This is a genomic window from Psychrobacter sp. H25 (assembly GCF_059076335.1).
In genome coordinates this window covers 145324-166147 of sequence record NZ_JCACRV010000001.1, presented here as the reverse complement: position 1 = coordinate 166147, position 20824 = coordinate 145324, and the positions used below count along the sequence as shown (strand labels likewise).

The following is a 20824-nucleotide window of genomic DNA, read 5'->3' as shown; positions in this document are numbered from 1 at the left end:
ATATCAAGGAGCCATCTAGAACCAGTTACCTATAACTGGTCATCTATAACTAGTTATCTACAACTTAGTTTCGCTACTTTTTGCTACGGCGCTTGTGTGTGATGTTGCTGGCAGTACGCTAATGTTATTTTAACAGAAAACAATCAGGTTACTATTATGTTGTGAGTAGACAGAAGGGTTTTGCGATTTTGTGCGTGGTGGTTGCCCCTATTTATTATAGATTTGCTATACTCACAACGTCAGCACTTGGTACATATAGCATGAACAAGATGCTTTAGCACAATGCTATGCCCATCCTTTATCAGGTCAATATTCTTTTATGTCAGACAACGGTAGTAACCCTATGCCATCCATCACAGACAATGCAACCAATCCACTAGCCGCCAAAGCAAATACCACCGTCGCCTATACTGATGGCGCCTGCAAAGGTAATCCTGGCGCTGGCGGTTGGGGCGCGCATCTTATATTCAGTGATGGCAATACACAAGACCTATATGGCGGCGATACCGAAACCACCAACAACCGCATGGAGCTAATGGGTGCGATACAGGCCCTGACGCATAGTCCACATGAACAGACGCTTGAGATTTGGACAGACTCCAGTTATGTCCAAAAAGGCATCACCGAATGGATTAAAGGTTGGAAGAAAAAAGGCTGGAAAACAGCCAGCAAAAAGCCCGTCGCGAACAAAGACCTATGGCAACAACTAGATAAACTGTGCCAGATGCGCGATGTGAGTTGGCACTGGGTCAAAGGTCATGCTGGACATGCAGGTAACGAAAAAGCAGATGAGCTGGCAAATTTAGGAGTCACATCAAATAGCGGTCATACAGCAATAACTGAGTCAGACAGCACTAAAAAAAAAGACCACGTGACGTCTGATAAGACCCAGAACTCATCTAATGATGATTGGCTGAAGTTCGACCCATTGGGTTTAGATATGGCAGACGATGAGTATGACGAAGACATATTAGAGGATGAGTCGCAGGTTTATGACTCCCATCAAGCTACCACCAGCACTACCACAAATAAAGATGATCGCGCACAGGCTACGCATCATCACAGCAATATCAACACCAATACCCCGATGATTACCAATGATATACCAGAGGTCAAAACATCTATGACTGATACCACCATAAATAGCGAAACGATGAGTATAGATCCTGATACTCCTAAGTTTGATGGGGATACGAGCCGTGCCAACCCTCATTTCAAACCGCTGCTACCAAAACCAATACATCGTCATGAGGCAGATCGCCAGCTCATTATGGATACGGAGACCACAGGACTTGATGCCCTAAAAGGTGACCGAGTCATTGAGGTGGGTATTGTAGAGATGGTTGGACGTAAATTCACTGGTGAGAAACTACACGTCTACATCAACCCGCAGCGGGGCATGGATGAAGAAGTCATTCGTATTCATGGTATCTCTGAGGCATTCTTGACCGATAAGCCTACTTTTGATCAAGTGGCACAGGCCTTATATGATTTCATGGATGGCGCTGAGATTATCGCTCATAACGCCACGTTTGATATGAACTTCTTAAATATGGAGTTTGCGAAAGTTGGTTTGAATGACTTTGCCAATCGGGTACAAGTCACTGACTCTTTGGTCATGGCAAAGCAGCAATACCCAGGGCAAAAAAACACCCTAGATGCCCTAGTGCGTCGCCTAAACGTTGGCAAGCAAGACCGTACCTTTCACGGCGCCTTACTGGATTCAGAGATTTTAGCCGAAGTGTATTTGGCAATGACAGGTGGACAGGTCACCCTCGCCATTGAAGAGGACACTCAAGCAGATGGTGGACAGACCGCTCATGCAAATTTCGCTGATTTGGCAAATTTATTGCTAGCATCATCTACAGACGAGACCGCCAATCAAAGCTGGTATAGCGCTTTGGCAGAAGACTACCCTGCACTCAACGCCAATCTCTAGCTGATGTCTAGTTGACGTTTGGCAGCTGATGGTCGTTAACTCAGCGCAAACAAATATAGGCAGTCAAGTGCCGAAGCACGATGCATACTGTAAACAAAATTGTCTAATATTCTGTTGCCGTCGACTGACTCCACATCGACAATTGTACAATATAGTCTTGATTATTATTAAATAAAACGTTAAAACATCACTAACAACTATTTTATAATTCGAATTTATACCATTGTTATTCTCATCAGTACATTATGGAAAAATACTTATGGACCAGTCTGCGCAAATGAAGTTAACCGCCCCTACGCTTAGTGTTACTGATTTTAATCTACCCTCCCTTCATTTGTTGCATGATGAGGTTGTCGCCACACTTAAGGATACTGAGATTCACTTAAGTGAGTTCAACGACGATAACAGTCAAGCCCCTTTATTATTAGACTCTATTGGTGTCCTAAAACAGCTGTCCCGTATTTTTAAACTGATCTCTTTGGTCGGTGCAGAGCTGTTGAACGATGCCATCGTTGATGGTCTACAGCGTCTTTATGATAGTGGCGATAATAATGATGTCGATCTAATCATGGATCTATCAGAAGCCATCATGACGTTGGATCGCTATATCGAGTTTGTCCTACTAACTGAATCGGTAGAGCCGACTTTATTATTACCCGTGGTCAACAAGCTTAATGCTCACGGGCAGAAACCGCCTATGGTGGTCGAAGACTTTGCTGCCTTTGGCAGCAGTAGCGTCATTATCGCCAATCCGGAACAAAATTTCGAACCGCTCAGCTCACTTAATTTGGATACAGAACTACTCACTGATGCGTATCGCAGTGGTCTTGGAGTAGCGCTACTGAATCAAGATGGCGATATCGATGCCAACGAGCAGCAAAGACTCGATGCGATGAGCGCTGCCTGTGCATTGATAGCGTCACAGACCAATAGTTTATTTTGGCAAGCAGCGACGACTGCTGTTACTGATCTTGCAGCGGCTATGCCATTAAGTTTGAGCCAAAAACATACGTTAATTTATTTAGAGCAGCAATTTCACAGCTATTTACCAGTGATGGACACACGCTTTGCTGATTTGGTTAGCTTTGCCTGCCAGCGTGATAGCGCAGCGGCACAGCACTTGCGTGAGCAGTATGCAAGTAACCATTTAGAAGGTACTCAGCTTGATGAAATGAAGCGTTTCTTGTTTGGTCCCAATCGCGCGCTTACCGATACCTTAAATACTATTATTCAAACGCAGATTGGTTCGATCAAAGAAAATGTGGACAGCTATGCACGTGGTGACTCGATCAATCCAATCGATATGCATACCGCACAGATAATCGAAGCTTTGACTGAGCTCAGCTCAGCACTACGTCTGCTTGGACTGTCAAATGCTGCCAATAGCCTTAGCACCGCAGCAGACGCTGTCAGTCATTGGCAAGCGCCGTCACCAGATGATTTTGACCATTTATTATTGGCATTAATGCATGCAGAGAACGCAGCCATTGCCATGGCAGAGATGCATACACCAGGGGCGATTTATCTACCGCTAAACAACCCTCACATCTCATTGCATCAGCTCAATACAGCCAACGATACGTTGATACAAGAGAGTCGTACTGCTATCGCAAGTGTCGAGCAAGCCATCAATGACTACTTGGCAGAGCCTGAGCGTGATATGTTAAATATTCAAAACGTCCCTGGCATGATGCGTCAAGTCGCAGGTGCAGTACGCTTCTTACAGCTGCCTACTCCTGCTAGTATGCTGAGTCAATTGGCTAACTATATCGAGCAACGTATAGAAAGCGAACGACGCATTGAAGACAGCACATTGGCCTGCATCGCTGATGTCATTATGGCCGTCGATCATCATTTAGATGGCTTTGAGAATAACCGTCCTGTTAGCAAGCAAGCCCTTGATATTGGTCAGCAAAGCCTGAGCCACTTACTTGCTGCGTGATAAAGTGGTCTGAATGTCATGGTTATAACGTTACCGCCATGACATTTATCTTAACTATCATCGATAAGATCATTTACTTTAAATAAGTCTGTATCTAAGCCGATGCAGGTTTATCTCAAACTGTTTGGAAAACTTTATGGCACATGCTTTCGTACTGAGTGGCGACACTGTTCTATGTCGTCAAATGCCAGATGGCTGGTGGCCGTGGCAAATTGAACTGCCCTCAAGTCACAATAACTCAGATGAGCCTGGTTATCAGGTTGGTCATGTCACGCTACACGAAAGCCTGTCGCCGCATCATTGGCTGTCCAACAGTACTGCTGATAACGAAGACGCTCAAACCTTTACTGCCCAAGCAACCACTGCCATGACTTATGATTATGCAGTCGCGCACGGCGTAACGCTGCCTATCATCGCTGAAAGCAGTGATAGTGTATTTGTTCCTTATCGCCAGCTGATGACTCATTTGCCAGTTGCTTTGTCAGATCAGATTAGCCAAGCCATACAATTATTGGGCTGGCAAGCAGATACACGATTTTGTAGTCGCTGTGCTAGCCCTACGGTGCATGCCAACCAAGGCGAACGTGCTATGGTTTGTCCTGTATGTAGGCTGCGCCAGTATCCTCGCGTACAGCCGTGCGTCATTACTGCCATTACTCGCCCAAACCCAGTGACCGGCGAGCTACAAATATTATTGGCTCATCACCATCGCCATGGACAGCAAAAACTGCCACCCATGTATGGTTTGATCGCAGGATTCGTAGAAGTCGGAGAGAGTCTAGAGCATGCAGTTGTCCGCGAAGTGGCAGAAGAGGTGCATATTAGCGTTTCAGACATCCGCTATGTGAGCAGCCAGCCATGGCCGTTTCCCTCCAATTTAATGTTAGGGTTTCGCGCGTCTTATGCCGATGGTGATATCATTATTCAAGAAGAAGAGTTGTCACATGCTGACTTTTTTGATCTATCTAATCTACCCAGAATCCCGCCAAAAGGTAGCATCGCTCGAGATTTGATCGATCAAATTGCTACCGAGCAAGGCGTCTTACTATTAGATTAGAATGCGCTGATATCAGCGTGATGCTGCATTATATTGAGAGTTCTGTAGTGGCTCACGCATTGCGCAAGCCCACACGCTGATACTGCCATTCTACCAGTCTAGGTATCAACAATCCTGCAATCACAATCGCCATGCCTAACAATTGCAAAGCAGTCACTTGCTGACCATAAGCAAACGCGGTGAGCGCGGCAAATACGGGTACAAAATTGAAAAATAAAGAGGCATTGGTAGCGCCTACTTGCTTAACACCAGAAATCCATAGTAGATACCCACCAACCGTACCAAAGATACCAATGAACATCAGGTCACCAAAGACACTGCGACTGATCGCTAGACTCTCTTGTATAGGATGGACATCTGCGCTAAACAGCACCATAAGTGAGATCACCCCAAGCCCTGATAACATACCAACCAAAGTATAAGGAATCATTGGCATCCAGCGACTGATACCTTGGGTCAGATAGGTATATAGACTCCAGCACAGCATGCCCAAAAAGATAATTTGATCACCATGATTGAACTCAAACCCTAATAGTTTGGCAAATGCGCCATCGGTCAGTACCAGTAATACCCCAGAGAGACAGACCACCAAACTAAACAATGCGCCTCTCGTAGGGAACTGGCGCTGCGCCACAGAACCAATCAAAGAAGTAACCAACGGACTCAGCGCCATGATCAAGGCGCCATTATTGGCATTGGTCTGCGCCAAGCCTGTGAATAGCCCCAAGTTTAAGCCGCCAACACCGATGATAGAGACGCCAATCGCCCATGCCCATTGTTTTGGTGTGAGCGTTGGCAGTGGCATGTGCTTGTATTTTGCATAGAGGTACAGACATACCGAGGCAATACCGAAACGCCACACGACCAAAGTCAAGGCATTGACCTCATTCAAAGCGTGTTTGCCAACGGGAAAACTTGCACCCCAAAAGAACGTGCACAGTAGCAAACACAATACGGCGGTGGTATTCGCTGAACGGCTCATATTGCATCCAAAAAAATTGCGAAAAGATAACCACCAGTGTATATATTTTAAATACGGTATAAAGAAGCAATAACGAGAGCATAGATTCCGAATATGAAATTTAACTACTCCCTTGACGATATGCGCAGCTTTTGTGCGGTTGTACGCTATGGCAGCTTTCGCCAAGCCTCAGTGATGCTTGATATGCCACTATCCACCTTGAGCCGCCGCATTGCCAAATTAGAAACCGATCTGGGACTGAGATTGCTCAATCGTGATGCACATCGTGTTCAGCTGACCCATGCAGGGCAACAATATTATAAAAGCAGTGCTCATCTCTTTGACGAATTAGAAAATGTCGCATCTTGCTTGCTACAAGATAAAGACCAAGCCAAAGGTACTATCAGAATCAGCGCCCCTGTCAATTTTGGTAGTGATATTTTAGCGCCGCATTTCAACGCCTTTTTGAAGCAATATCCAGATATCAACTTAGATTTACGTTTGTCCAATCAAACCATTGATATTGATGCGCAGGCAATTGATATTGCTTTTCGTATTGGTGAGCATAGTGCCGATCATTGGATTGGACGACAGTTGACCCATATTCGTTTTATGATTTGTGCCGCTAGCAATATCGATGTGTCTGATATTCAAGTGCCTAGCGATTTGGCGAAGTATCCTACGGTACTGTGCACGCCTATGTCGACTTGGCATCTACAACATCGTATGACTGGAGAAGTACACACCTACCAGCCCATGAACGATGTACGTCTAAGGGTTGATAATATCAGCCTATTGACTGGAGCTATTACTGATGGTATCGGTCTAGGCTTTATTCCTGATTATGATGCAAATCCTTTGATCAACTCAGGCAGTTTGCAGTGGGTACTGCCTGAATGGAACAATCAGCCAAGAGGCTGCCAGATGCTCTATCGTGACCGTGATAACATGCCTCATCGTATGCATTTATTAATTGATTTTATCCTCAAACGTTTTGGCAAATAAGCGCTACGCAAACACTTGTTTTGTAATACCTATTAGCATTATTAGGTTTGAGCCGATGGCATTAAATTGTCATCGTTAGGTTTGGGCTTATACTTTTTGAGGATGCTGTGGCTTTAAGGCAGTGCTGTTTTTTTGGTAATGCTGTCTTTTTAGTGTTGCTATCTTGGTATTTGATCAGGATGTTTTACGACTACAAATATGTTAATCTTTTGCGGCGCAAGACAAGAGCGATTATTATAGATTGTGTAGATAAACCGCATAGATAGACTGGTTAGCTATTAAACGTATGATACTGCTAGTTAGACCTGTGATATGTCTATAGCACATCCGACAAGTCGTTACTTATCTACCTATTAATCCCTATCAATGACACTACTGACAATGACTGACATTAAGGCCAGTAATACCATGTCTCAGACCGACGACTATCCACAAGCAGCATCACGTGTCACTAAAAATGCTGAGCAGACACGTTTGACAGACTTACCGATTTTGTTTAAATCACTACATATCGATACCCTGCCCGCTGAGATACAGACAAAAATTGCACGCGTGGATGCTTGTCTACCGCAAACACAATGCGGACTTTGTGAGCATCCAGACGGATGCCTGCCGTATGCAGCTGCTATCGTATTGGAGGGAGAGGCGTACAACAAATGCGTGCCTGGTGGTCAGCCAGTGACTGATGCGATCGCTCAGACGATTGGGATAGACACTCAGAGCCATACCCTGAGCGCTGCGCCCTCACAGTGGCCGATAGATATGACATCTGGTCGTCCAACAGAGGTTCGTGCGGTCATCCGTGAGGACGACTGTATTGGCTGCACCAAGTGTATCCCAGCGTGCCCAGTCGACGCTATTGTCGGTACGGGCAAACACATGCATACGATCTTTACCGATTTGTGTACGGGCTGCGAGCTGTGTATCGCGCCCTGCCCTGTCGACTGCATCGATCTAGTCACTATTGATCGCGAAGTATCTGCACCTGAAAGACTGGCCGAACAAGAAGATTTGAGACAGCGCTACCACACGCATCTCAAACGTGTGACAGAGCAACTGGCTGATACCAGCAATAGCAGACCTGTGGTCAGTATGGTCGAAGCCAAACTGAATAATGCAGCGAGCCAGTCTCTAAACATCAGCGAAGCACAAGCAAAAAACACCATTGCAGCTGCCAAACTACGTACCAAAATCAAAAAATTAGAGAAACAACTCAGCGTCCGTGCTAACGACAAAAAGCAAGTAGAGCTTGAAGCGCTGCAAGCAGAGCTAGACTCATTGCAAATAGCCTTGTGATTACGTGATTGATACCTTAATGAGTAATATAACTGGTCTTACTATCATATAATTTTGCATACTCACTTCATTAGATAATAGCCATAACACCATGAGTAAAACGGTCAAACATAAGACAGCTGATACCCCACCCTCGCGACGAATGCCCAATCGCGATGTGCGTCCATTCTTCGAAAAGTTGGAAGCGGCCATCGATGAGCCCGTCACTGAACTGCATTATAAGAGTAACTTCGAGCTGCTGATTGCGGTCATTTTATCCGCACAGGCCACCGATGTGAGCGTTAATATTGCTACTCAGCAACTATATCCTGTGGCAAATACACCTGAGGCGATACTAGCGCTAGGTGAAGAGGGTCTCAAATCTTATATCAAAAATATTGGCTTATACAATGCCAAGGCTAAAAACGTCATCAAAACCTGCCGCGATTTGATTGAGAAATTCAATAGCACCGTCCCTGATAATCGCAAAGATTTAGAATCACTAGCCGGCGTTGGACGTAAAACCGCCAATGTGGTGTTGAACACCGCTTTTGGTCAACCTACTATGGCGGTTGATACGCATATTTTTCGGGTGGGTAATCGTACCGGTCTTGCTACTGGTAAAAACGTGCTAATCGTCGAAAATAAACTGGTTGAACGTATACCCGATGACTTCATAGTTGACGCCCATCATTATCTTATTTTACACGGGCGCTATACCTGTCAAGCACGCACACCCAAATGCGGTGCTTGCCCTGTCTATGAGGAGTGCATGTTCAAAGGCAAAGCTAAATTTTTAGAACTATAATGACCATTGATTGTTTGCCGTCTGATCACTGTGTTTTACTTTTATGGACCGATAAAGTATTGATGGTGTGATGACATGTCATGATATGGTGTGACAAGCTGCCATAATACGATAGCTGTACTTTATAAGAGATACTTTTAAATAAGGGTGCCACATGCGTACGATTACCGCGCTAGTGTTCGATGATTTTGAGACCTTGGATTTATTCGGACCCGTTGAGATGTTTGGGAGCTTACCTGAGCATTATCGTATTCAATTTACTTCGATGGCTGGTGGCATCATTCGTAGTAAGCATGGCGTGGCTATGGAAACAGTCGCTGTCAGCGAGTTAGCTCATCAGACGGATATTGTTTTGGTACCCGGCGGGTTTGGCACGCGGCAGCTGGTCTACGACCCCTCCTTTTTGCAAACGCTAACAACTATCACTGATGAGGCTGATTGGGTACTGAGCGTCTGCACTGGTAGCGCCTTGTTAGCAAAAAGCGGTGTGTTAAATGGTAAGCGTGCTACCTCTAATAAAATGGCATGGCAATGGGTGACTTGTCAGTCGGATAAAGTTGATTGGGTCGAACAAGCCCGCTGGGTCATTGATGGTAAGTTTTATACCTCGTCAGGGGTTAGCGCAGGCATGGATATGGCACTTGGTTTTATCGCTGATAGACATGGTGTCGAGAAAGCCTACCAAGTCGCCCAACATACTGAATTTCGTTGGCAAGAAAATAGCGACATTGATGACTTTTACTGCCCTTAATCCATCACCAGTTACCTCACAACACCATACATTGCTAGAGTTTTACCTCGATACACGGTAAAATATGCTAATTTTTTGATTCGTTTTCGTCTTTCATTTTTCTATACATTTAATAATGACTGAGTTTGTCGACTACAGTCCCTGCAATTAAGCGACCCCATTATGCGTGAATACAACTTATTTACCTCAGAATCTGTGAGCGAAGGCCATCCTGATAAAATGGCTGATCAAATATCAGACGCTATCCTCGATGCTATCTTACGTGAAGACCTGCATGCTCGCGTAGCTTGCGAAACTTTAGTAAAAACAGGCGCAGTCATCCTTGCTGGCGAAATCACCACAACAGCAAACATCGATTTAGAGCGTCTGGTTCGTGATACGGTTAATGGTATTGGCTATCATCATTCAGATTTAGGGTTTGATGGCGAGACTTGTGCCGTCATCAACATGCTAGGCAAGCAGTCTCCTGAGATCGCCCAAGGTGTCGATCGTAGCGATCCTGAAGAGCAAGGTGCAGGCGATCAGGGCTTAATGTTCGGTTATGCCAGTAATGAAACTGACGTATTGATGCCCGCCCCTATCGAATATGCTCACCGTCTGATGGAGCGTCAGTCTGAGCTGCGCCGTGCAGGCGATCTACCGTGGTTGCGCCCCGATGCTAAAGCACAGGTCACTCTAAAATATGATGGCAATCGTCCTGTCGCTATCGATGCAGTCGTTCTATCGACACAGCATGACCCAAGTATCTCGCAATCAGATTTACAAGAAGCGGTGATGGAGTCTATTATCAAGCAGGTACTACCAGCTGATCTGTTACATGCTGGTACACGCTATCATATCAATCCAACGGGTAAATTTGTGATTGGTGGTCCTGTCGGTGATGCTGGTCTAACGGGTCGTAAGATCATTGTAGATACTTATGGCGGTATGGCACGTCATGGTGGCGGTGCATTCAGTGGCAAAGATCCCTCAAAAGTAGATCGCAGTGCCGCTTACGCGGTACGTTATGTTGCCAAAAACATCGTCGCCGCCGGTCTTGCTGATCGCTGTGAGATACAGGTCAGCTACGCAATTGGGGTGGCTGAGCCAACCTCTATCTCAGTCAATACTTTTGGGACGAATAAAATCAGCAATGATGAAATCATCCGCCTGATTCGTACTCATTTTGACTTGCGTCCTTATGGTATTACTCGTATGTTGAATTTACTACAACCTATGTATCAGCAAACGTCTACCTTTGGACATTTTGGTCGTCAAGGCTCAGAGACTGCTTTTACGTGGGAAAAAACAGACAAAGCTGAAGTCTTAAAAGCTGACGCTGGATTATAGGCGTCACTGCTTTGGGGGCTTTATAACCCATTTTATATACTAAAAATTACCGACACTTATTACTAGGAGCAGCTTATGTCTCAAGACAATATTCAAGATGGCAACACTCAAGACGGCAATGTCGAAATTACTCCTGAAATGCAGGCGTTTTATCAGCGTGCGGACGCCATTATTGGCATTGCAAACAGCCAGTTAGGTCCTGATGCCCATTCAGGACAAGTAGGCGCTTCTCTGTTGTATGCAGCTGCTCGCTACAGCGCATCAGTTGCTTCTATTGGCTTTGTCAAAGGCGATGATTTCGCCAAAGAAAAAGACGATATCGTTGAGTTTTATGTCAAACAGTATCGCCAGATGCTAAGCGACAACTTGACAGATTATGCGCAAAACTTCGATAAGTATGTGCAGCTAAACCAAGATGATAAACCAGCTGAATAAGTGGGTCTTATCCTCCTAGAAGCTTATATCTAGCAGGATAGTATAAAAATAGTCTTCACTAAATAAAAACCCAAGCTTATTAAGCTTGGGTTTTTTGTGACAGATCATTGAGTAAACAGTTATAGATTGGCTATTATACGATTTAGCGGTTTCACTATATAATTCATAGGCGATAACAGGACGCTATCGAACGACACAAACAAGGAAGCAGTCTCATGCAACATAATCTACCTCAATTACCACTCTTAACATTCGCTAACCCGTTTAAATCATCATGGCTTATTTTGTCACTCGCTCTTGTCTTTTTACTAACACTAACAGGTTGTAGCTATACTCCTTATAGCGTTGTACCTATTCAGTCAGGCACGGACAATATTGGAAATACGTTCACCCAATGCCCAGCTTCTACCTCTAACAACACCATGTGCACCATGCAATATAAACCTGTCTGTGTAAAGACTCAAACAGGCTCAATGATAAGCTACCGTACTGCAGGCAATGCCTGTTCGGCCTGCAATCTACCTGAGGCCACCGGTTATACAGAAGGTGAATGTAAGTGACCGCTATAGCATGACTAGTAGCGATATCTATTCAAACCCGCATAAAAATACCCAGCTGTCACAAGCTGGGTATTTTATGGCGGCGAAGACCAATGGCACCATTAACATTAAAACAGTCAATCTAAGAATTAAACTTCTTTTTCAATGGCTGGTGGTCCTTTTAACAACTCTTCGTCACGGAATTCATTGGCAGAGTTGTGCTCTGCTGACTCTTCGGTAGTGAACCACTGCTGATTGCGATACAGTATCAAACGATCTCGGCTCAGGCCACGTAATAAAGAATACATCATCACGACGATTACAATAGCGAATGGGAAACCTGAGACAATAGAGGCAGCTTGTAGTGCACTCAAACCCCCTGCTGCTAATAATACTGCAGCGATAACGCCCTCAGAGCCTGCCCAAAATAAACGCTGGATTTTTGGCGGGTTGGTATCGCCACCTGATGTCAACATATCGATAACGAAACTGGCTGAATCTGATGACGTGACAAACCACAATACAATCATTATTACGATAAGCAAATTGACCGCGCCCGTTAGCGGATAAGACTCCATCAACTTAAAGATAGCACTACCTGTATCTGCTTGTACCGCCTCGATAAGTCCTGGACTAGCAATACTGGGATCTGCTGCTGCCATAAGTTCCATATTTACTGCAGAACCACCAAATGCGGTAAACCATAAAAATAAAATCGTGACAGGGATGAACAGCACTCCTAATATGAACTCACGAATGGTGCGTCCTCGAGAGATACGGGCAATAAACACCCCAACGAATGGTGACCAGCTGATCCACCATGCCCAATAAAATATCGTCCAAGAGGACTGCCAGTTTTCTTCGCCCTTATAAGACTCTGTCCAAAGACCTAACGGCACAATTTGATGCAAATAATTACCGATATTCTCTATCAGACTATTAAAAATAAATTGAGTTGGCCCAAAAATAATCACAAAACTCAGTAATATGATAGTGAATAATATATTAATATCACTTAGGCGTTTGATACCTTTATCAAGTCCTACAAATAGAGACAACCCTGCTAGCATCGTAATAATACCTATCAAGATAATCTGCACCGTAATACTATTAGGGATACCAAATAAGGTCTCAAGACCTGAATTGATCTGTAGGACACCAAGACCTAACGTCGTGACTACCCCAAACATCGTACCGAATACCGCTAGTGTATCTACCGTATGACCCCAACCACCGTAGATCTTTTTACCCAACATTGGATACAAGGTTGAGCGTATAGCCAGTGGTAAGCCTACCCGGTAATGGAAATATGCCAGTGATAGCGCGACCATGCCATAAAGCCCCCATACATGAAAACAGTAATGAAGGAACGAGATGTTCATCGCTTGTTTTGCTGCAGCAACAGTTTCTGGTTCTCCTAACGGCGGTGCCATAAAGTGATACAGTGGCTCAGCGGTACCCCAGTATAGCAGCCCAATACCGATGCCTGCCGAAAACAACATACCAACCCAAGAAACAAGATTGTACGCAGGTCTCTCGTTTTGATGACCAAGCCTGATATCGCCATAACGACTAAATATCATATAAATACTCATGACCAATGTTAAATTGACCACGACAATAAAGAACCAACCAAAGCGCAAAGAGACAAATGCTTTTGCTTGATTGAACACTATCTCTGCTTGCTCGTTGAATAACGCGCCAAAGATAATAAAAGCAAGTATCAATATTGCTGACGTCAAAAATACAGGTTTGCTTACCCGCGGAAAAGGGCCTACTCGGCCAACTTTTACATGATCCATAGGTATTCCCCCAAAAAAAAGTGCGTAACCATACCAAGGTATGAGCCAATTATCAAATATAACACTCAAAAAACAGTCGCTAATGTATAGGTATGGTATCGACACTTTGGTAGCTGTTTTAACTGGGGTTCATTTATTCTAAATAATCCTCATTTGTAGACACCAATAAAAAAGCCCCAATTTATTGAATTGGGGCTTCTCTGAACAACCTGAATAACGACTTTACTGCTTAGTCACCTTTTACAATCTTAGGTGGACCTTTGAGTAAATGCTCATCGACGAACTCGTTAGCAGAGTTATGATCTGCTGACTCATCTGTGATAAATTGCTGCTGCGCACGGTATAGAATCAGACGATCTCGGCTGAGCCCGCGCAGTAACGCATACATAATGACAAATATCACTAGAGCAAACGGTAAGCCTGCGACGATAGCTGCCGCCTGTAGGGCAGAAAGTCCGCCAGCTGCTAACAATATAGCCGCGATAATGCCTTCTGTCGTTGCCCAAAACAAACGCTGAATTTTTGGTGGATTGGTATCACCACCAGCTGTCAGCATATCGATAACAAAACTGGCTGAATCCGATGAGGTCACAAACCATAGCATGATCATAACCACAATCAATAGCGTGATAGGTTTTGCCAACGGATAGTACTCAACCAATTTAAAGATAGCACTACCACTGTCTGCTTGTACCGCTTCGACCAACCCTGGGCTGATACCTGTCACAGCAGAAGCAAGCTCCATGTGAATAGCAACGCCGCCAAAAGTCGTAAACCAGAAGAACAAGATAAGCATTGGGATTAACAATACGCCAAGCGTAAATTCACGAATGGTACGACCACGAGAAATACGGGCGATAAAGATACCAACGAATGGTGCCCAGCTAACCCACCATGCCCAATAGAACACTGTCCAGCCGCTCTGCCAATCCGTTTCGCTATAAGACTCGCCCCATGTACCTAGTGGTACAATCGCGGTCAGATAGTTACCGATGTTTTCGATAAAGCTATCAAAGATAAATAGCGTTGGTCCTAAAATAACCATAAACGCGAGCAATACAACTGTAAAACCGATGTTGATGTCACTAAGACGCTTGATACCTTTGTCCAGACCCATCATAACGGAAGCCGCTGCTAGCGCTGTGATGAAGGCAATCAAGCCAAACTGTACTGTCAGACTATTTGGCGTACCAAACAGCTTTTCTAGTCCGGAGTTGATCTGCATGACGCCAAGTCCGAGCGAGGTAACCACCCCAAACATCGTACCGAACACAGCCAAGATATCAACAGTGTGACCCCATAGGCCATAAATTCTTTTACCCAGTAAAGGATACAAAGTGGAGCGAATCGATAACGGTAGACCGCGGCGGAAATGGAAATAGGCCAACGACAGCGCTACGATTGTATAGATTGCCCAAGCATGTAGTCCCCAATGCATAAACGAGATATTCATCGCTTGCTTGGCTGCTTCTACTGTCTCAGCCTCACCCATCGGCGGTGCCATAAAGTGATACAACGGCTCCGCTGTACCCCAATATACTAGGCCAATACCGATACCTGCAGAGAATAACATACCAATCCAAGAAAACAGATTGTACTGTGGTCGCTCCGTTTGGTTACCAAGCCTAATATCGCCGTAGCGACTCATTGCCAAGTAAACACAAAGTATAAGCGCGACGTTGACTAATATAATAAATAGCCAACCGAACTTATCAGTAATAAAGTTCTGTAAAAAACTAAAGACAGCCCCTGCTGTTTCGGTGAAAAGCGCACCGAAAATAATAAATCCAATAATCAACAGTGACGATGTAATAAACACAGGTTTGCTCACCCGTGGAAAAGGCCCCAATCTACCTACTTTTACTTCTTCCATGTGCAAGTCTCAAAATTCAAGGAATATTACCTTAACAAAATAGGCTTTAACTATCAATCAATTACAAAATAAAACTTGATAAAACCTTTTGTTTATTCTAAAAGATTTGATGCTTATTTTAGAATAACTACATAAAATCATAACCATAAATCATCTAATCCAATGACTATTTAGGCATTAATCTGAGTAGTTGTCCGCCATCACCATCCTCTAGCGCCCACACTTGCCCATCGACTGCCATCACGCTACGAATACGCTCACCCATATCATAACGATAACGCTCAGTAGCACTATTATCTTCATTGACACGCACTACGATAAGCGCCTTCGAGGACAAGCCACTGATCAAAAAATCACCTTGCAATGCTGGGAAGTCGTTATGGCTACCAGCAGTATATAGACTGAGTGAAGATGGTGAGATAACAGGCGTCCATGTAATTTTAGGCATCTCAAAATCAGGACGAGTGTCATGGTCTGGGATTGGTGTACCTGAATAATTGCGACCATTTGAGACAATCGGCCAGCCGTAGTTCTTTCCTTTTTCAATCAGATTAAATTCATCACCACCCTTTGGCCCCATCTCATTGGCCCAAAGCCTGCCATTTTCATCAAATCTAATGCCAAGTACATTGCGATTGCCCATTGTCCAGAACTGAGAGGCAATGTCATTGCTGTCACTGACAAATGGATTGTCCTTTGGCACAGAACCATCAGCATAAAGTCTAATGATTTTACCCAAATTCATGCTCATATCTTGTGCTGGTTCTTTGTCTTGGCGTTCGCCTGAGCTGATATATAGATAACGTCCATCCGGCGAAAATAGCAATCGATGACTATAATGCCCTTGTCCTGTCACTTTTGGAAACTGCTCCCAAATGGGCGTGATAGATTGTAGTGTGGGCGTATTAGTATCTAGTCCTGCGAGCGTCGCCTTAATAACTTTTGCACCAAATGTATTGCTCTCACTTCCCGTCCCTGCTTCTGCATAGCTTAGATACACAGCATTAGAAGTCGCAAAGTCTGGGGCTAGTATAATGTCTCCTAAACCACCTTGCCCACCATAAGCAACTTCAGGTACGCCTCCGACCTGTGTTTTGCTACCTGTTGCGGTATCCACAATGAATAACTCGCCTGTTTTTTGGGTGACCAGTAGCTGTGGCGATTTGTTGGTGGTACTGGGTAGTGCGGCCATGGCCCAAGGCTCATCAAATGTGGCCACTGACTTTGTTGTAAACTCAGGCTTTTCTAGACTGACCTGAGCATCGCTTACCTGCATATCCGCTTTAGGCACTTGCACTTCTTTATACTCTGTCACTTTGTTGCTGGTGTTTACTGTTGAAGAGTTAGAGCAAGCTGCAGTACTGAACAGTAAAGCTGCGATTACTAGTGGCAATGCTAAAGGTTTATTAATACGCTCGATATGAGTTGTCATTGTTTTTCCTCTTTATTAGGTTTGCGCTTATATTGCTAGTCATTTATTTATAGCACAGTCCTGATAGTTAAGAGAGATTTAAAACGTAAAAGAATCGTAGCGTAAAATAATTGTCTAAACGAAAAACCCCTTACCTACGATTGTAGATAAAGGGTTGATTTAGCGCACATAATGAGGTCAAACAAGCGTCAACGTTAAAGTGATTAGCTCATTCTTAGCTTGTCAAAAGTCAGCTTGTCATCTGCGCCAACATCAACTTTGATGATATCACCCGCAACGAAATCGCCCGCCAGTAGCTTCAATGACAAAGGGTTTTCGATCTCTTGCTGGATGGCACGTTTGAGTGGGCGCGCGCCATAAACTGGATCATACCCTACTGCCACCAATTTATTCATCGCATCGGCTGATAGCTCAATATCCATCTCACGCTCTTGAATGCGCTGACGCAAGCGATCTAATTGAATGTCGGCAATACCTGCCATCTGCGACATACCAAGCGGATGGAAGACCACAATTTCATCAATACGGTTGACGAACTCTGGACGGAAATGCTGCCCAACCGAATCCATCACTTCTGCCTTGATATCATCGTAGCTCTCACCTACCATCTCTTGAATCTTATGCGACCCTAAGTTACTGGTCATGATAATCACGGTGTTTTTGAAGTCTATCACCCGTCCTTGTGAGTCAGTCAAGCGACCATCATCCAGCACTTGCAGTAAGATATTAAACACATCGGGATGGGCTTTTTCCACTTCATCGAAGAGTATAACGCTATACGGTTTGCGGCGTACCGCTTCCGTCAATGTGCCGCCCTCTTCGTAACCGACATAACCTGGAGGCGCACCAACTAGGCGGCTGACGCTATGTTTTTCCATATATTCACTCATGTCGATACGTACTATCGCCTCTTCAGAGTCAAATAGGAAGTTTGCCAGTGATTTGGTGAGCTCAGTTTTACCAACACCCGTAGGTCCCAAGAACAAGAACGAACCAGAAGGACGATTGGGGTCAGACAAGCCCGCACGGCTACGACGTACCGCGTTTGCAACGGCTTCGACCGCTTCGTTCTGACCGATGACCCGCTCATGGAGCTTTTCTTCCATGGCTATCATCTTATCACGCTCACCTTGCATCATTTTGCTGACTGGAATGCCCGTTGCCGCTGCCACGACTTCTGCGATTTCGTTGTCTGTTACCTTATTCCGTAGTAATTTGACACCGCTACCTTCACCTGTCTGCTCTTTTTGCTCAGCCAAGTCAGACTCATGGATACGACGCTCAAGCTGCGGAATAGTTTCGTATTGCAGCTTACTCATGGTCTCGTAGTCGCCTTCACGGCTGGCTTTATCATAGGCGATACGGGCTTTGTCCAGCTCGTCTTTGAGCTGCTGACTGCCTTTGACCAATGCCTTCTCTGCTTGCCAAACCTCATTGAGATCAGCATACTCTTTTTCCAATTCAGCTATTTGGGCATCGAGCACTTTTCGCTCGGCCTGTGCACCAGCGTCTTCTTCATTTTTGAGCACTTCACGCTGCATTTTTAACTGAATGAGGCGGCTATCGAGCTTACCTAATGACTCAGGCTTGCTGTCCATCTCCATACGCAGACGACTGGCTGCTTCATCAATCAAGTCAATCGCCTTATCTGGCAACTTGCGATCGGTGATATAGCGATGACTCATACGTGCTGCTGCGATGATGGCACTGTCTTGAATATCGACGCCGTGATGCAGCTCGTAACGCTCTTTTAGACCGCGTAATATCGCGATGGTATCTTCGACCGTTGGCTCATCAACCAAAACCTTTTGAAAACGACGCTCAAGAGCAGCATCTTTTTCGATATACTTACGGTACTCGTCCAGCGTCGTAGCTCCAACACAATGCAGCTCACCGCGTGCCAGTGCTGGCTTTAGCATATTACCTGCATCCATCGCGCCTTCTGATTTGCCCGCACCGACCATCGTATGTAGCTCATCGATGAACAAGATGACGTTACCTTCTTGCTTCGCTAAGTCACTCAATACGCTTTTGAGTCGTTCTTCGAACTCACCGCGGAATTTTGCCCCTGCAATGAGCGCCCCTAGATCTAACGACAGCACTTCTTTGCGGCGCAGACCCTCTGGTACGTCACCATTAATGATTTTTTGTGCCAATCCTTCTACGATGGCGGTTTTACCGACACCTGGTTCACCGATGAGTACAGGGTTGTTTTTGGTACGGCGCGACAGTACCTGAATAGTACGGCGAATCTCTTCGTCACGACCGATTACTGGATCAAGTTTACCCAGCTCTGCTTGTTCAGTCAGATTGATCGTATATTTATTGAGTGCATCGCGCTGATCTTCTGCGTTTTGGTTATTGACCGTATCATCACCGCGTAGCTGCTCAATGACCGCTTTTAGTTTGCTAGCCGTTACGCCGGCACTTTCAAATATCTTTTTGGTTTCGCCTTGCTCAGCGAGTGCCAACATCACCCATTCAGTCGCGATAAAATCATCGCCTTCTTTTTGAGCCTGACGATCTGCCAAGTTCAAGATTTTAACCGAGTTTGGGTTTAGATTGACGTCACCTGTCGGTTCCGAAATAGTCGCCTGATTGTCTAATGCCTTGGCAACGCCATTTTTTAGCGCTGGAATAGAAGCACCCGCTTGCTGACAGATAGATAAATTAGACTCATCTTGCAGTAGTACGCCAAGCAAATGCACAGGATCGATACCGGTATGATCGCGACCTAACGCTAGGCTCTGTGCTTCTTGAATGGCGGACTGCAGTTTTTGAGTGAATTTCTCAAATCTCATATGTATATCCTTTTATAATTCGTATTATCAGAGGTCATTTTAGACGCTAGTGCCCTCTGTTATCTGTCATTTATATAAGGTATATATACAATTATTTCAAGACAGTTACGCCATAAAACCTTACTAAAAACAATGATATTTAAAATAGGGAAAAACTATCCTTTATAAAGCATCAATTTATACTTACATCTTATAATTATCATAAACTTAAACCGTTTACTCAACGATTTCAATCACCGTACCAACCTTAACGGCTGCCATAATGGTATCCATCTCGTCATTGGTAACCGCGATACAACCATCAGTCCAATCGCGGCTTTGGTTCAACCAGCTCAAATGTCCAAAGCCATTCATTTGTCCATGAATCATGATATCGCCGCCTGGGCTGACGCCTAGCGACTTTGCGTGTGCTTTGTCCGCAGCATTTGGATAGCTAATATGAATGGAACGATACGCAATAGAGTTCTCATTTTTATAATCTAAGGTATAAATCCCTGTCGGCGTACGCTGATCGCCTTCCTGCTGTTTATGACCAACTGGGCTGTCGCCAAGCGCAATACGGTATGACCGTATGACATTGCCACGCTCCATGAGCTGTAAGACACGATCTGATTTATCCACAAAAACTTTATCAATAACTGTCGAGGATGGCATAGGATCATTGGATGTTGATGGACTTTCACTATAGGCAATAGCGCTAGTGCTCGCAAAGGAAATGAGGCTAATACTGATAAGTATTAGCAACGAGTGCGGATATGATTCGCTTAATTGGTAAGATTTTTTGCAAAAAAATGACATGAAACTTGATCCTTATCATTAACTCTCAAGAGTAATTAATAATACTGTATCAAAGAATCATGCCATATTATGTAGAT

Annotated in this window: 16 protein-coding genes; 10 read left to right on the top strand and 6 right to left on the bottom strand. The window is 44.6% G+C overall.

Annotated elements, in window-relative coordinates:
• Positions 1-319: 319 nt before the first annotated feature.
• The 3 genes from dnaQ (at position 320) to nudC (ending at position 4938) form a co-directional block, all read left to right on the top strand.
• A complete protein-coding gene (gene dnaQ / locus AC5JPO_RS00695) occupies positions 320-1939 on the top strand; it encodes a DNA polymerase III subunit epsilon (protein ID WP_493853009.1) in 1620 nt (539 codons plus the stop codon).
• A 259-nt stretch (positions 1940-2198) separates the two neighbouring features.
• Positions 2199-3881: a hypothetical protein gene (locus AC5JPO_RS00690; protein ID WP_493853008.1), complete on the top strand. Its 1683-nt coding sequence runs from the start codon at positions 2199-2201 to the stop codon at positions 3879-3881.
• A 136-nt stretch (positions 3882-4017) separates the two neighbouring features.
• Entirely contained in the window at positions 4018-4938 is a 921-nt protein-coding gene (nudC, locus tag AC5JPO_RS00685) for an NAD(+) diphosphatase (RefSeq protein ID WP_493853007.1), read from the top strand.
• Between the two features lie 52 nt (positions 4939-4990).
• On the opposite strand, the gene AC5JPO_RS00680 is transcribed toward nudC, so the two are convergent.
• Entirely contained in the window at positions 4991-5920 is a 930-nt protein-coding gene (locus AC5JPO_RS00680) for a DMT family transporter (RefSeq protein ID WP_319050478.1), read from the bottom strand.
• 93 nt (positions 5921-6013) lie between these two features.
• On the opposite strand from AC5JPO_RS00680, the gene AC5JPO_RS00675 reads away from it, so the two are divergent.
• The 7 genes from AC5JPO_RS00675 (at position 6014) to AC5JPO_RS00645 (ending at position 12062) form a co-directional block, all read left to right on the top strand.
• Positions 6014-6904, top strand: coding sequence for a LysR family transcriptional regulator (locus AC5JPO_RS00675; RefSeq protein WP_493853006.1), 891 nt, complete (start codon positions 6014-6016; stop codon positions 6902-6904).
• A 408-nt stretch (positions 6905-7312) separates the two neighbouring features.
• Entirely contained in the window at positions 7313-8200 is an 888-nt protein-coding gene (locus AC5JPO_RS00670) for an RnfABCDGE type electron transport complex subunit B (RefSeq protein ID WP_493853005.1), read from the top strand.
• Positions 8201-8291: 91 nt separating this feature from the next.
• Complete coding sequence (nth, locus tag AC5JPO_RS00665; RefSeq protein ID WP_493853004.1) at positions 8292-8987, top strand: endonuclease III; 696 nt, start codon at positions 8292-8294, stop codon at positions 8985-8987.
• A 154-nt stretch (positions 8988-9141) separates the two neighbouring features.
• Entirely contained in the window at positions 9142-9738 is a 597-nt protein-coding gene (locus AC5JPO_RS00660; protein ID WP_493853003.1) for a DJ-1/PfpI family protein, read from the top strand.
• A 162-nt stretch (positions 9739-9900) separates the two neighbouring features.
• Positions 9901-11067 carry a methionine adenosyltransferase gene (metK, locus tag AC5JPO_RS00655; RefSeq protein WP_493853002.1) on the top strand — a complete coding sequence of 389 codons (1167 nt, stop codon included), beginning with the start codon at positions 9901-9903 and terminating at the stop codon, positions 11065-11067.
• Between the two features lie 75 nt (positions 11068-11142).
• Positions 11143-11502 carry a DUF3144 domain-containing protein gene (locus tag AC5JPO_RS00650; protein ID WP_493853001.1) on the top strand — a complete coding sequence of 120 codons (360 nt, stop codon included), beginning with the start codon at positions 11143-11145 and terminating at the stop codon, positions 11500-11502.
• A 215-nt stretch (positions 11503-11717) separates the two neighbouring features.
• Positions 11718-12062: a hypothetical protein gene (locus tag AC5JPO_RS00645; protein ID WP_493853000.1), complete on the top strand. Its 345-nt coding sequence runs from the start codon at positions 11718-11720 to the stop codon at positions 12060-12062.
• 128 nt (positions 12063-12190) lie between these two features.
• On the opposite strand, the gene AC5JPO_RS00640 is transcribed toward AC5JPO_RS00645, so the two are convergent.
• The 5 genes from AC5JPO_RS00640 to AC5JPO_RS00620 form a co-directional block, all read right to left on the bottom strand.
• On the bottom strand, positions 12191-13843 hold the full coding sequence (locus AC5JPO_RS00640; protein ID WP_493852999.1) for a BCCT family transporter: 1653 nt from the start codon (positions 13841-13843) through the stop codon (positions 12191-12193).
• A gap of 229 nt (positions 13844-14072) precedes the next feature.
• A complete protein-coding gene (locus AC5JPO_RS00635; RefSeq protein WP_493852068.1) occupies positions 14073-15716 on the bottom strand; it encodes a BCCT family transporter in 1644 nt (547 codons plus the stop codon).
• Positions 15717-15882: 166 nt separating this feature from the next.
• Entirely contained in the window at positions 15883-17148 is a 1266-nt protein-coding gene (locus AC5JPO_RS00630) for a PQQ-dependent sugar dehydrogenase (protein ID WP_493852069.1), read from the bottom strand.
• 203 nt (positions 17149-17351) lie between these two features.
• Positions 17352-19949: an ATP-dependent chaperone ClpB gene (gene clpB / locus AC5JPO_RS00625; RefSeq protein ID WP_443526300.1), complete on the bottom strand. Its 2598-nt coding sequence runs from the start codon at positions 19947-19949 to the stop codon at positions 17352-17354.
• A gap of 216 nt (positions 19950-20165) precedes the next feature.
• The gene (locus AC5JPO_RS00620) at positions 20166-20747 is read right to left on the bottom strand and encodes a L,D-transpeptidase family protein (protein ID WP_493852070.1); all 582 of its coding nucleotides are present in this window, start codon (positions 20745-20747) and stop codon (positions 20166-20168) included.
• Positions 20748-20824 lie beyond the last annotated feature (77 nt).